The organism is Tabrizicola sp. T46 (genome assembly GCF_057219895.1).
Map to the genome: position 1 here is coordinate 1,391,031 of NZ_JBXVVV010000001.1, position 12,961 is coordinate 1,403,991.

13 protein-coding genes are annotated in these 12,961 nt (G+C 65.2%); 11 read left to right on the plus strand and 2 right to left on the minus strand.

What is annotated here, in order from left to right:
* The first annotated feature begins 34 nt into the window (after positions 1 to 34).
* The 11 genes from panB (at position 35) to AC2D9V_RS06960 (ending at position 9,892) form a co-directional block, all read left to right on the plus strand.
* Positions 35 to 865 (plus strand): 3-methyl-2-oxobutanoate hydroxymethyltransferase, encoded by an 831-nt coding sequence (panB, locus tag AC2D9V_RS06910; RefSeq protein ID WP_484713289.1) that lies wholly within the window; start codon positions 35 to 37, stop codon positions 863 to 865.
* Positions 862 to 1,701, plus strand: coding sequence for a pantoate--beta-alanine ligase (panC, locus tag AC2D9V_RS06915; protein ID WP_484713290.1), 840 nt, complete (start codon positions 862 to 864; stop codon positions 1,699 to 1,701). Before panB ends, panC begins: the two co-directional genes overlap by 4 nt.
* A gap of 264 nt (positions 1,702 to 1,965) precedes the next feature.
* Complete coding sequence (locus AC2D9V_RS06920) at positions 1,966 to 3,036, plus strand: hypothetical protein (protein WP_484713291.1); 1,071 nt, start codon at positions 1,966 to 1,968, stop codon at positions 3,034 to 3,036.
* Between the two features lie 23 nt (positions 3,037 to 3,059).
* Positions 3,060 to 3,338 carry a hypothetical protein gene (locus AC2D9V_RS06925; RefSeq protein ID WP_484713292.1) on the plus strand — a complete coding sequence of 93 codons (279 nt, stop codon included), beginning with the start codon at positions 3,060 to 3,062 and terminating at the stop codon, positions 3,336 to 3,338.
* Positions 3,331 to 4,458, plus strand: a complete 1,128-nt coding sequence (locus tag AC2D9V_RS06930) for a hypothetical protein (RefSeq protein WP_484713293.1) — start codon at positions 3,331 to 3,333, stop codon at positions 4,456 to 4,458. Before AC2D9V_RS06925 ends, AC2D9V_RS06930 begins: the two co-directional genes overlap by 8 nt.
* Before the next feature lie 72 nt (positions 4,459 to 4,530).
* Positions 4,531 to 6,471 (plus strand): AAA family ATPase, encoded by a 1,941-nt coding sequence (locus AC2D9V_RS06935; protein ID WP_484713294.1) that lies wholly within the window; start codon positions 4,531 to 4,533, stop codon positions 6,469 to 6,471.
* Positions 6,468 to 6,863 carry a hypothetical protein gene (locus AC2D9V_RS06940; RefSeq protein ID WP_484713295.1) on the plus strand — a complete coding sequence of 132 codons (396 nt, stop codon included), beginning with the start codon at positions 6,468 to 6,470 and terminating at the stop codon, positions 6,861 to 6,863. The genes AC2D9V_RS06935 and AC2D9V_RS06940 overlap by 4 nt, the downstream gene beginning before the upstream one ends.
* Entirely contained in the window at positions 6,860 to 8,227 is a 1,368-nt protein-coding gene (locus AC2D9V_RS06945) for a DUF6638 family protein (protein WP_484713296.1), read from the plus strand. The genes AC2D9V_RS06940 and AC2D9V_RS06945 overlap by 4 nt, the downstream gene beginning before the upstream one ends.
* Positions 8,227 to 8,505 carry a hypothetical protein gene (locus tag AC2D9V_RS06950; protein ID WP_484713297.1) on the plus strand — a complete coding sequence of 93 codons (279 nt, stop codon included), beginning with the start codon at positions 8,227 to 8,229 and terminating at the stop codon, positions 8,503 to 8,505. The genes AC2D9V_RS06945 and AC2D9V_RS06950 overlap by 1 nt, the downstream gene beginning before the upstream one ends.
* A gap of 4 nt (positions 8,506 to 8,509) precedes the next feature.
* Positions 8,510 to 9,181 carry a DUF1523 family protein gene (locus AC2D9V_RS06955; RefSeq protein WP_484713298.1) on the plus strand — a complete coding sequence of 224 codons (672 nt, stop codon included), beginning with the start codon at positions 8,510 to 8,512 and terminating at the stop codon, positions 9,179 to 9,181.
* A 75-nt stretch (positions 9,182 to 9,256) separates the two neighbouring features.
* Positions 9,257 to 9,892 (plus strand): hypothetical protein, encoded by a 636-nt coding sequence (locus AC2D9V_RS06960; protein WP_484713299.1) that lies wholly within the window; start codon positions 9,257 to 9,259, stop codon positions 9,890 to 9,892.
* A 48-nt stretch (positions 9,893 to 9,940) separates the two neighbouring features.
* Here the strand turns inward: AC2D9V_RS06960 and AC2D9V_RS06965 are convergent, their stop codons facing one another.
* Positions 9,941 to 10,399 carry a DUF411 domain-containing protein gene (locus tag AC2D9V_RS06965; RefSeq protein WP_484713300.1) on the minus strand — a complete coding sequence of 153 codons (459 nt, stop codon included), beginning with the start codon at positions 10,397 to 10,399 and terminating at the stop codon, positions 9,941 to 9,943.
* Between the two features lie 100 nt (positions 10,400 to 10,499).
* Complete coding sequence (gene pheT / locus AC2D9V_RS06970; protein ID WP_484713301.1) at positions 10,500 to 12,917, minus strand: phenylalanine--tRNA ligase subunit beta; 2,418 nt, start codon at positions 12,915 to 12,917, stop codon at positions 10,500 to 10,502.
* Positions 12,918 to 12,961 lie beyond the last annotated feature (44 nt).

Genomic DNA, 12,961 nt, shown 5'->3' on the forward strand with positions numbered 1-12,961 from the left:
CAGGCAGTATGCGAACCGCTTGGCGAGGCCCTTGATGAGTGCGACGTCCCCCGTCAGGCCGGTGCTTCCCCCCGACATCCGCGCCCGCAAGGGCGGTGCGCCGCTGGTGGTGCTGACCGCCTATTCGACGCCGGTGGCGCGACTGGTCGATGCGCATTGCGACATCGCGCTGGTGGGCGACAGCGTGGGCATGGTGATCCACGGCCTGCCCTCGACCCTTGGCGTGACGCTGGAGATGATGATCCTGCACGGTCGCGCTGTCGTGCGGGGGTGTCAGAAGGCGATGCCGGTGATCGACATGCCCTTCGGGTCGTACGAGGAATCCCCGCAGCAAGCGTTCCGCAATGCAAGTCGCCTGATGGCCGAGACCGGCGCCCCGGCGGTGAAGCTGGAGGGCGGCGTTCACATGGCCGAGACGATCGCCTTTCTGACCGCCCGCGGCGTGCCGGTGATGGCCCATGTCGGCCTGACCCCGCAGGCGGTGAACACGCTGGGCGGCTACAAGGTCGTGGGCAGGGCCGAGGAAGCCGAGAAGGTGATGGCCGACGCCAAGGCCATCGAGGCGGCAGGGGCCTTCTCGGTGGTGGTGGAGAAGGTGCCGATGGGGCTGGCGGGCCGGATCACGGCGGCACTGTCGATCCCGACCATCGGGATCGGGGCAGGGGTGGACTGCGACGGGCAGGTGCTGGTGGTCGATGACATGCTGGGTCTTTTCACCGACTTCCGACCGAAGTTCGTCAAGCGCTATGCCGAACTGGGGAAGGCGGCGGATGAGGCGATCGCCGCCTATGCCGCCGAGGTGCGTGCAGGCACTTTCCCTGCAGCCGACCACAGTTTCCCTGACGAGCTGCCGGTGAAGAAATGATCCCGATTGTCCGGACCGTGGCCGACCTGCGTGCGCTGGCGCGTGGCTGGAAGGTGAAGGGCGACGCGGTGGGTGTGGTCCCGACGATGGGCGCGCTGCATGACGGGCATCTGTCACTGGCGCGGCGGGCACGGGCGGAATGCGACCGGGTGATCACCACCATCTTCGTGAACCCAAAGCAGTTCAACAACCCCGAGGACCTGAAGAAATACCCCCGCAGCGAAGAGGCGGATGCGGCGCTTCTGGCCACGGTCCCGGTCGACGCGATCTTCGCCCCGCCGGTCGAGGAGGTCTATCCCGAGGGCTTCATCACCAACGTGACGATGCAGGGGGTCGCTCAGCCGCTGGAGGGTTACATGCGCCCTGGCCATTTCGACGGTGTGGCGACGGTGGTGACCAAGCTTTTCGGCATGACGCTCGCCGACCGGGGCTATTTTGGCCAGAAGGACTGGCAGCAGTTGCAGGTGGTGCTGAGGCTGGTGCGCGACCTGAACATTCCGGTCGAGGTGGTGGGCTGCGAGACGATTCGTGAGGCGGACGGGCTGGCGATGTCCTCACGCAACGTGCGGCTGACGGTTGAGGGGCGGGCCAAGGCGCCGATCCTTTATGCGGCGATCACCCGTGCGGCGGATGACATCCGCGCGGGCCACGCCGACCGGATGGCGATCCGCGAGGCGGCGGAAACCATGCGCAAGGCCGGCTTCGAGCGGGTGGAGTATATCGAGCTTCGCGATGCCGAAACCCTGATGCCGTCCGACGACCCCCGCCGCCCGCGCCGGATGCTGGCGGCGGCCTGGATCGACGGGGTGCGGCTGATCGACAACATCCCGGTTTGATGGGCGGTTTTCGAATTGAGCGCTGACGCGCAAGACTTTTGTCTCGTCGGCGCGCTTGCGCGCTTCTCCTCGGTTGATGGGGGTTTCACCCCCAAACCCCCAGGATATTTCAGCAGAAAGGAAGATACGGGATTCGGCTCTTGGCGGGTGGCGGGAGTTGCGGCAAGCTTTGCCGGGTCCCGACGTCCGATTTCCACTCGCCGGGCCGATGTAATTCGCTGTTACATCACTATGTGATGCAAACAAGGTTCAACGGAGGGTCGGATGGCCGATTTCGAGACGCAGATCAAGGAAAGCCAGGCGCAGGTCGCCGAGGCGCAGGCGAAGATTTCCGCCATCACCAGCCGGATCGAGGAGGCGCGGTCAAAGCTGGATCAGGGCGTGCAACTGGACGTGGAGAACGCCACGCTTGAGGATGTGTCGAAGCACACCGACCTGATGAACGCGAACATCGCGGAACTTATCATGGGGCTGGACGATGTGACCGCCGGCTTCTCGGCCGAGTTCAACGAGATGCGGACGAAGACCGGGATGGAGTCGTTCATCGGCATCTTCTCCTCGGCCAAGGCCGAATCGATGCGGCAGGAGCGGATGCGGGCGGCGACCATCGACGACAAGCTGCAGGACCTGATTTCCAAGTCGGACGTGATCGTGAAGCTGTTGCAGGGGCAGCTGGACCTTCTGAACACGCAGAAGACGCGGGTGGAGGGGAACCTTGCCTCGACCCTGACCGAGCGCGAGGAAACGGTGGCGGCGCTGGAGGCGGTGCGGGCCGAGGTTGCGGCGCTCGACCCCCGGCTGATCGAGTTGGAGAACAAGATTGCGGTCGAGACCGACGCGGCGGCGCGGACGAAGCTGGAGACGGAACTGGCGACGCTGAACGCCCAGCACAACGCGCTGGTGCAGGACGAGCAGGTGAAACTTGCGAAGTCCCAGACGCTGGAGCGCTATATCGAGAAGGGCAAGACCTGGGTCGACTCCCTTCAGAACCAGGCGGCGACGCAGCTGGTGCTGATCAACAAGCTGCAGACGGACACGAAGCAGCGGGTCGTGCTTTATGATGCGCTGACTTCGTCGTTGAAGACCGCCCAGCAGCAAGACGTGGCGCACCGGATCAACGAGATCGGGGTGAAGACCGACCAGGAGGCCCAGACCGCGATGGCGGCGATCGGGGCGGCGACCAACGACAAGATGGCCGACATGCTGGAAGCGCATGAGGGGCACATGGTCTTTGCCCGCCAGATCCTGGAGCAGAAGGCGAAGGCGGATGAACGGTTCGCCCGGCGGTTCGCGGCGATTGTCGAGAAGCACGACAAGAACGCGTATGGGGAATGAGGTTTAGGGACCAGATCGCATGGATGGCCCTGGTTGGCTGGGGGGCATTCGGCTTGGGCATGGTGGTTTGGATGGGTTCGCAGGCCACCGGCGTAGCGAGCGATAGCTGGTTTATCACCATTTCCTGGGCGCTAGTGATCGGGGGCCTGTACCTGCTGATCCAGACGTTGTTCAGAGCGGTTTCAAAGCGTGGGCAATTGAGTGCGCAAGGGAAAGGCGTGGTGCATCCCACTGCAACTGTGGGTCCGATCAACCGTTGGTACTTCTGGGTAGACCGGAACGGCAAGGATCGCGATGCCTGACCCGACCGTCAAGGACGCCCTCACCTCAGACCACGCCGAACTTTACGACACGCTTGTCGCCCGGCGCTACTTTGCCAAGTTCGTCCGGATCACCGGGCATCTTGGCCGGGTGGCGGCCGAGGTGGAGGCGGAGGGAAAGCTGAGCCGGACCGAGGCGCGGATTCTGGGGCGCTATCTGACGGCCGTGGCGGGGACGTTCCGGGCGCTATCGAACAAGTACCTGATGACCGGGCGGGGAGAGGCGGCTCCACGCCTGACCATCGACCGGCATGAGAGCGGGTTTCCGGTGGCCCAGGAGCTGATGACCATGGCCGTGGATGCGAGCCAGGCGGAGAAGCATCTGGCCGGGATGCCCTCGGAAGCCGAGCTGAAGGACCGGATGGTGCGGCAGATCGTGGGGGACCTGATGATCCCGACCGCGCTGCAATTCGCGCTGTCGCAGCGGTACTACTACGAGGCGCTGATGGCCGGCGGCATCTTCTGGGCGCGGAATGATCCGGACGCGCAGTGGATCCAGGATCTGGGAAACCGGCGGCATTTCCTGGTGCACTGGGCGGTCTGGGACACGCAAGCGAACCTGCCGGTGGTCTACCTGATGGACCTGGAGGACAGCGGCAAGAAGCCCCTGCCGACCGACGCCGCGCGCTGGCCGCAGGCGCAGGCGGCGCTGATGGCGCAGTCGGTAGGCGGGCTGAAGCTTCTGACCATCGCCACCGGATTCGACAAGGATTTCGAGGACCTGCACCCCAAACGCCTGCGGCGGATCATCCTGGGGCCGATGTATTCGGCCAGCTTCACCCTGCAATCGGGGCCGATTTCCAAGGTGCTGGAGGGCGCGAAGGCGCCGGAGGGCGAAGACTGGGCATTGGTCTGGACGGTGGAAGACCTGGTCGCGGACCGCGAGGAAGAGGTTAAGGACGGCTGGTTCTCCAGCGCGATCCGGCAGGTCTACAAGCTTGATCCGGTGGCGGGGGCGGATATCGGGGCGACGCGGCAGGACCGGATGATCATCCTTCCGGAGCGCCCTTATCAGGTGCTGGTCGAGCAGAACCCGGCAGGACTGCGCGGCTACCGGAAGTTCGTCGTGGGGGCCGGAGGGCGGCTTATTCCGACGTTGTGAATTGTGGATGCCTCCGGGGCGCTGCCCCGGGCCCCGGGATATTTGTGGACGAAGAATGAGAGGGCCTTTTCCATGAGTACGCGCGACACGATGGAGCTGAAGGAAGAGACGATCCGGGCGCAGTACGAGGCGGCGCTGGGCATGGTCCTTGGCTTCGATCATGCGCCGCGGCTGGCGAAGCCTCTGGTCGCGGCCCCGGTGGCGGAACGGTCGCCGGGGATCGGGGCGCGGCCAACGTTTCGCTCAACAGTGCCGGGGATGGCGACGCGGTCGACGGCTCGGCCGGGAGGCGTAAGGCTGGCGGAGCGGGTGGAGGGGTTGGGCGACGGCTTGGTGACCCCGGTGCAGGCGGCGGTGCTGAATGCGCTGCGGCGGTCGCTCGCGATTGCGCTTGCGATGGGCGAGACGTTTTCGGCGCAGTCCGGGCTTGCCGAGTTGAAGAAGGCGAACCTTGAGGGGCGGGTACCCGAGCCGAAGCGGGCGGAGTTCGGCGAGCTCTTGCAGGGCGAGGCGATGGTGGTCTTGTTCACCTTTGCCAATGCGCTCGCCTACCTGATCGCGCCGCATGTGGGGCCTTCGACCGTCGAGTTGGGCGAGGTGGAGGAAGTGCTGACCGACAATGCTCCACTCGCGTTGCAGGGGGCGCTTTGGGAGCTGGACCAGGACATCGGCGCGCTGGCCACGGATGATGTGAAGCTGGTCGCGGTGGTCTCGGCCTTTGCCGAGGCCTTGATGAAGAAGGTGCAGATCCGGGCGGAAGCCGGTAGTTCTGGGGCCGCGCGGGTGTCCGTGTTCACGGGGGCCTCGTGGAAGGTGGAGGCGGACGGGCTGACCATCGCGGGGTTCAAACCGGCCAAGGCGGCGAAGGGCGGCATGATCGCCATGGCCTTCAAGAAGCCGCATGAGGTGGTGGGGAACCACATCGCCAAGTACCAGTCCCTGCGTCTAGCAAAGATGCTGATGGCCTATGATTTCGAGCGGCGGCTGAACCCGTTTGCGGAACTGGGAGGATTCATCTTCACCTTCATGGGGGATGGGAAGCCGGGGACGGGCAAGACCACGCTGATCCAGATGATGGCGGGACTTCTGAACGATTACTGCAAGGTGGCGGGGTATCCGTTCCGCTATCAGAACTTCAGTATCGACCAGATCGACAGCTATCAGGGGAAGTCAGGCCAGAACGCCAAGGCCTTCATCGATGCCGTGTTGGACCCTTCGGTGATCGGCTTCGGCACCATCGACGACATCGACCAGGTGGCGGGGAAACGGGGCGACCGGCAGTCAAGCGCGGGCCAGCAAGAGGTGACGGCGGTCTTCATGCAGGCCTTCGCCGGGGCGGGAACGGTGGTGCGGGGAAACTGCACCTTCGGGATGTTCAGTAACTTCCCGGAGAATGTGGACGACGCCTTGCGGCAAAGGGCGGGCGCGCGGTTCCTGGTGGATGGGCCGCAGACAAAGGAGGATTACATCGACATCCTCTCGCTCTTGCTGGGGAAGAACCATGCGATCCCGGTGGGCGAGCATGACCTCTTTGCGGCGCAGGAGATCAGGAAGGCCGTGGCGGCCAGCTTCGAGGGCCATTCGAAGCCGCATGAGGAGGGGCTCTTGAAGGTCTGGGACCGGGTCTCGGGTGAGATCGGCAAGCTCGATACCCTCGCCAAGATGGGGGCCTATCTGAAGGCCATCCAGCAGGCGGATGAGCGGTTCACGGGCCGCGCGATCAAGAACATCACCGATGCGGTGAAGGTCCGGGCGATGGACTTTGAACTGCCGGACGAATGGATGGCCGAGCCGGACCTCTTCCTCTTCAAGCCCTATGACGAGAAGCTGGCGATGATCCGGGGGCTGATGACGCCGATCACGGTGGACATGGTGATCCAGGAGATCAACCGCTACGCCGACAGCGAGTTCCGCTATGCCGACAAGTCGGACGAGGTGGCCATCGAAGCGATGGTGCGGGATTTCGGGCGGACGGAAGAGGCGAAGCGGCGGTATCTGGAGGGGAAGGGGTGAGCGAGGGGCTGCACGCAGACATCTGGAACTTTCTTCTGCCGATCGTTTGCATGTGCCTTCTTGTGGCTATCTTGCCCGGATGGTTTGCCGGGAAAGAGAACGAGTCGCACCGCGCCCTTGGCTGGGCGGTATTCAAGACTGCGGTCGTGGCCTATGCGGTCGGGGCAGTGATCATGGCCTTGCTTTATGGAGCAATCAACGAGGGCGTTTACAGGCAGTTTGTGTTGGATCCGATTGAGCGAGCCAACTATTTCCTCAGCCGTTCGGCACTGATGGCCATGCTTTGGGGACCGCTGCTGGCTTATGTCTGGGTCGTGAAATCTCAAGAAATGAACCGCCGTATTGGGATGAAGATGGTGGATGATGAGGACGGCAAGAGGGATAAGTCATGAAACGCCTCATTCAACGCGGTCTCATGTTCGGGAACCTGATCGAGGTCTCCTCCCCCGCCCTTGTCGAACGCTACAACCGCGCGCTCAAACATCTGACCGGCAAGACGACGAAGCTCGACGATTTCCACATTGACCTGTCCGGCTACTCCCCGGAGATCGGCGATGAGCTGGGCGACGACCTCTACCTCAACCCCAACGGGGCGAACCGGCAGTTCATCCTCCTCACCACGGCGCAGAAGGATGCGCCGCTTCTGAACATCAAGTTCTCCACCAGCCGGGGGATCCTGACGCAGTTCATCGAGAAGAACGAGGCGCAGCTTTTTGCCCTGACCGCGCGGGATGCGGTGGCGGGGGAGCTGCAGAACTCGGTCTACGCCTTCGATAGCCCGGCGAAGCTCTTCGACATCAGGCAGGTGACCATCGAGGCGGATACCATCGGCGGGCATGTGGCGGATGCGGGGAAGCTTGCCAAGCTGATCGAGCGGTTCCGGCAGGAACCCGATGGCTGGCGCGATGACGTGCTGGTGGCCGAGATGATCACCCTCGCCAAGAAGACGGGCGACGTGACGCGGGTGCCGATCCACCTCCCCGCGATGACCTTCGAGCAGCAGAACTTCTGGACCAGCCATTTCGGCGGGGTCTACATCTTCCGCGACGTGCGGTTTCCCGCCGCTATCTCTTCCCTCGACTGGCGGTCCCTGGGCGAGGTGCCGGTGGCGCAGGTGATGGACCTGACGCACAGGAACCAGATCGCCGACTGGATGGAGCGGAACAACCTGGTCGAGCCCATCGTACAGGCGCGCGGCACCGACGGGGCGGCGATCCTGCGGCAGAAGATGGACTTCATCCTCGTCGATGCCGCCGACCGGCTGGGGATCGAGATCGGCGATGCGCGGCGGACCGAGCTTCGCAAGATCGCCTACCGGATCGGCACCGCGCTTCCCGACGAGTTCATGGGCCTTGCCGCCCTTCTCCGCTGGGTCGAGGCGGGTGGGCCCTGGCCGAAGATCACATCCGAGCACCCGGCCTATTTCTACACGCTGCGGGCCAAGGCGGGGCGCGACCGGGACCTTGTGAACATGCTTCTGTCGGAACTGGCACCGATGGACGTGCGGCAGATGTTCATCGTCCACAAGGAGCTTTTCTACGCGCAGTATGCGACGTGGTCGGAGCGGAAGAAGACCTATGTCGCCGATTTCCTCGCGCGGGAGTATCAGGTGGACAAGGAAGGGGCACGGACCACCCTTTTCGGGCCCGAGCCAGGGATGGATGAGTTGCAGCGGCCGCAGATGGTGGAGGGGCCGAAACCGGTGCGCCGGACGCTGGACAGGCCGGTCGTCGGCCCGTGGGGAGGAAGACGCTGATGGGATGGTTGCGACTTGCCTTCATGATGTACGTCGTGCTGACGATCATCTACTTTTTCACCTCGCTCTATTCCCGGTCGGTCCGGCGCGAGAAGCTGGAAAAGGAATGGGACACCGACCCTGCCAAGGAGGGCCTGCCCGCTACGCAGCGCGAGGTCTTCATCGAGGCAGGCATGCAGGCCTATGAAAAGGGGCTGAAACGGCGGCTTCTCTGGCTTATCTATGTGATCCCGACCATCGGCTTTGCCGCCACGGTCTATTTCATCAACTGGAGCTGAGGCCATGTGGAAGAAGATCAAGTGGGGCCTCGCGATCCTGGCCGTGGTGACTGCGGCCCTGTTCCTGCACTACACCCTGCCGCAGCGTGACATCGTACAAGTGATCGGAACCTATAACCGTGTCACCCAGATCGGCGGCAACTGGATGTTCTATGCGATCGAGGACACCGGGACCGGGGCCGAGACCACGACGACCTCGCGCGATATTCGGTTTATCGAGGCAGTCTTTGACGGCGGGGGCACCATCACCTACCGCAACGAGGATACGGGCTGGCTATGGCCGCCCTACTTCAAGTGGAACTCCAGCACCCTGCAGGCCGAGGCGACGAATGCCTCGCGGCAACCCGGACAATGGGTGGCGATCACGCATTACGGCTGGCGGCTGCCGATCTTTTCGGCCTTTCCGAACGCGGTCAGCATCCGGCCGGTTGAAGGGCCGGACGTGACGCTGATCCCGTGGGTCAACATCATCATCCTGACGACTCTGGCCTTCCTGATCTTCATGGTCCGCAAGATGTGGCTGCAGTTCCGCGAGCGGATGGTTGATCCGGCGCTGGTCGAGGTGGGCGAGAGCTTCGATGCCGCCGGCCAGCGGGTGGAAGCCGCGAAGAAGGAGGCGCGCGGATTTTTCGGGCGGATTGGGGCCTGGCTGAACACCTGGCGGGCGAAGAAGTGATCGCCGCTCCTCGCTGCGGCCAGCCCGCAGCGAAGAGCGCCGAAGGCAAGCGATGAGCAGTTCGGGCGGGACAGCATGAAGGCACCGGCATCGGTTGCAGCCCTGGATGACTTCGGCCGCATCCGCCTGTCGAAATCCTTCTTCGTACGCGAGTTCCTCTACAGCGAGATCGCGAACCTCCACGGCATCCCGAACATCCCCGACGACCCGGACCTTGCCATCGCGGCCGGAACGCGCCTTTGCTCCGAGCTGCTCGAGCCGTTGCAGGACGTGTTCGGCCGGATCGCGATCCGCTCCGCCTATCGCAGCCCGGCGGTGAACGGCTTCGGCAATGCCCAGCAGAAGGCGGGCAAGGCCGGATACAACTGTGCTTCAAACGAGGCCAATCATGCCGGCCACATCTGGGACCGCCGCGACGCCGAAGGCAGAATGGGGGCGACCGCCTGCATCGTGGTGCCGTCCTTCGCGGACCTTTACGAGAAAGGGACGGACTGGCGCGCGCTGGCCTGGTGGATCCACGACCACCTGCACTATTCGGCACTTTACTTCTTCCCCAACCGGGCGGCCTTCAACATCACCTGGCGCGAAGAGCCCGCGCGACGGATTTCCAGCTACATCGCGCCTAAGGGCTGCCTGACGAAACCCGGGATGGCCAACAATACCGGCAGCCACGCCGAGTGGTACGAAGGCCTTCTCGCGTCCCTGCGCTAGCGAAGAGCGCCGAAGGCGAGCGATGAGCGGCTGGTACGCGCTGGCCGTCTATTCGTAGCGGGCAAAGATGCTGGCCGTGCCGTCCCGCGCAATCAGAAGCACGTCATAGGGCTCGCGTTCGCTTTCCGGGCCCATGCCGGGCGACCCGAAAGGCATGCCGGGCACGGCAAGGCCGATCGCATCCGGCCTTTCGGCCAGTAGGCGCTTCACGTCCGAGGCCGGCACGTGCCCCTCGATTACGTAACCTTCGACCTGCGCCGTGTGGCATGAGACCTGACCGGCCTGCAGCCCCAGCGAGGCCTTGAGGTCGGCCAGCGCGCCAGGCTCCATATCCTCGAAGCTGACGGGAAAGCCCGCATCGCGGATATGGCCGATCCAGTCATTGCAGCAGCCGCAGCCGGGGTCCTTGACCACATGCACTTTCGGCAGCGTCTCGGCCCGAAGCGGCCCGGCGGCGGCAAGGGCCGCAGTGACGGCGATGAACTGGCGGCGAGAGAGCGTGGTCATGGTAGCATCCTTCGCAGGGCGTGCCGGGGAAGATAGCAACCCCGGCTCGGCTTTCCAGTCACGATGGGGTGCGCCCCGGACGTCAGGCAGGCGACCAGCCTCAGGCCCGCAGGGTCCCGCCGGTCGCCTTCGTGACCTTCTCGATGATCTTCGCCGAAACCGCCTCGATCTCGGCCTCGGTCAGGGTCGCGGCGGTCGGTTGCAGCCGGACGGTCAGGGCGATCGACTTCTTGCCCGCGCCCATCTGCGCCTCGGCCTTTGCGCCGGTGAACTGGTCGAAGACGCGGACGCTGTCGATCAGCGCCTTGTCCGCGCCTTGAGCGGCGTTGACCGCGGTCAACGCCTCGACCTGCGCGTCGACGACGAAGGCGAAGTCGCGTTCCACCGCTTGCAGGTCACTGATCGCCTGCGCCGGACGGGTTGGCGTCTTGACCTTAGGTGCGGGGACGTTCGCGACCAGGATGGTGAAGGCCACCGCAGGGCCCTTCACGTCCATCGCCTGCAGCACGCGCGGGTGAACCTCGCCGAAGGTGGCAAGCACGGTCGGCCCCAGACCGATCACGCCGGACCGCCCGGGGTGCCACCAGCCGGCGACCTTGCGGGTGATCTGCATCCGCGCCGGCGCGCCAAGGGTCGCCAGCACGGCCTCGGCATCGGCCTTGGCGTCGAAGACGTCGACCATCCGGCGGCTCCCGTGCGGATCGCGCGCCGCCGCTGCGCCGACCAGAAGGCCTGCGGCCTGCAGGTGCTGGTCCCCGGGCTCACCGCCGTGGAAAGCGGGGCCGATCTCGAAAAGGGCAAGGTCCATGAACCCGCGCGCCTGGTTCCGGGCGGCGGCCGCGAGCAGACCCGGCAGAAGGTCCGGGCGCAGGTGCGTCATCTCGGAGGAGATCGGGTTCTCCACCCGCACCGCATCCGTGCCTCCACCGAAGAGCGCCGCCGCCTTCGCGTCGATGAAGCTGTAGGTCACCGCCTCGTTGTAGCCAAGCGCCGCCAGCGTCCGCCGGGCGATGCGTTCGCGGACCTGCAGGGGCGTCAGCACAGGGCGCGGCACACCGGGCTGCGTGCGGGCCATCGGCGCGCCCTGAAGCTTCGTCAGGCTCGCGATCCGGGCGACTTCTTCCACAAGGTCGGCGTCGCCCAGGATATCCGGTCGCCAGCTGGGCGGCGTCACCGCATTACCGTTCAGGGTGAAGCCCAGGGCCTCCAGCGTCGCGCGCTGGGTGGCCTCGGGGATCTCCATCCCCACCAGGCTGACCACGCGGGCGGGGTTCAGCTGGTAGTGGCGGGTGGTGTCGATCGGCGCGCCGTCCTGCACCACCGTCCCCGCCTCGCCACCGCAGAGGTCAAGGATCATCTGCGTCGCAAGCTCCAACCCCGGCAGGGTGAAGGCCGGGTCCACCCCGCGTTCAAAGCGGTATCGGGCGTCCGAGTTGATCTTCAGCGCACGGCCCGTCGCGGCGATGGTGATCGGGTCCCAGAAGGCGCTTTCGAGGAACACATCGGTCGTCTCGGGCGTGCAGCCCGAAGCCTCGCCACCCATGATCCCGGCCAGCGACTCCGGGCCGTGATCGTCCGCAATGACCATCTGACCAGCGGCCAGCGCATAGGTCTTGCCGTCCAGCGCCAGCAGCGTCTCGCCCTCACGCGCGGGGCGGATGACAAGATCACCCTTCACCTTCGCCGCGTCGAAGACGTGCAATGGGCGGTTCAGCCCGAAGGTGAAGTAGTTCGTGATATCGACCAGCGCCGAGATGGGCCGGAGGCCGATGGCCTTCAGCCGCGCGGCCAGCCAGTCGGGCGAGGGGCCGTTCTTCACGCCACGGATCAGGCGACCGGCGAAATGCGGGCAGCCCTTGGCCTTGAGGCCGGCATCGATGGTCACCTTGATCGGCGTCGGGAACGTGCCCGCGACCGGGGTGGCCACCACCGGCTTCAGCCTGCCGAGGCCCCGGGCGGCCAGATCGCGGGCGATGCCATGCACCCCCAGCGCGTCGGGACGGTTCGGGGTGACCTTGATCTCGATCACCGGATCATTCGCGCCGCGCCAGTCGACGTAGCGCGCGCCCAGGGGCGCATCGGCGGGCAGTTCGATGATGCCGTCATGATCCTCGGACAGCATCAGCTCCCGTTCGGAACAGAGCATCCCGTTCGATTCGACCCCCCGGATCACGCCGGGTTTCAGGTCGACGCCCGTTCCCGGAACATGCGTACCGGGGGGCGCGAAGACGCCCACCAGCCCGGTCTTCGCATTCGGGGCACCGCAGACGACCTGCACCTCTTCCATGCGGCCGCCCGGACCGTCGGGATAGGTCTCTACCCGGCAGACGCGCAGGCGGTCGGCATTCGGGTGCTGCACCGCCTCGATCACCCGGGCGATGCGGAAGGCCCCCAGCGCGGCGGAAGGATCCTCGACCCCCTCCACCTCCAGCCCAAGGTCGGTCAGCGCCTCGGTGATGGCGTCGACGGTGGCCGTGGTCTCAAGGTGGTCTTTCAGCCAGGCAAGGGTGAATTTCATCGGTCAGCGTCCCAGTTCGGTGCGGGATGGGGATTAGCGCAAAG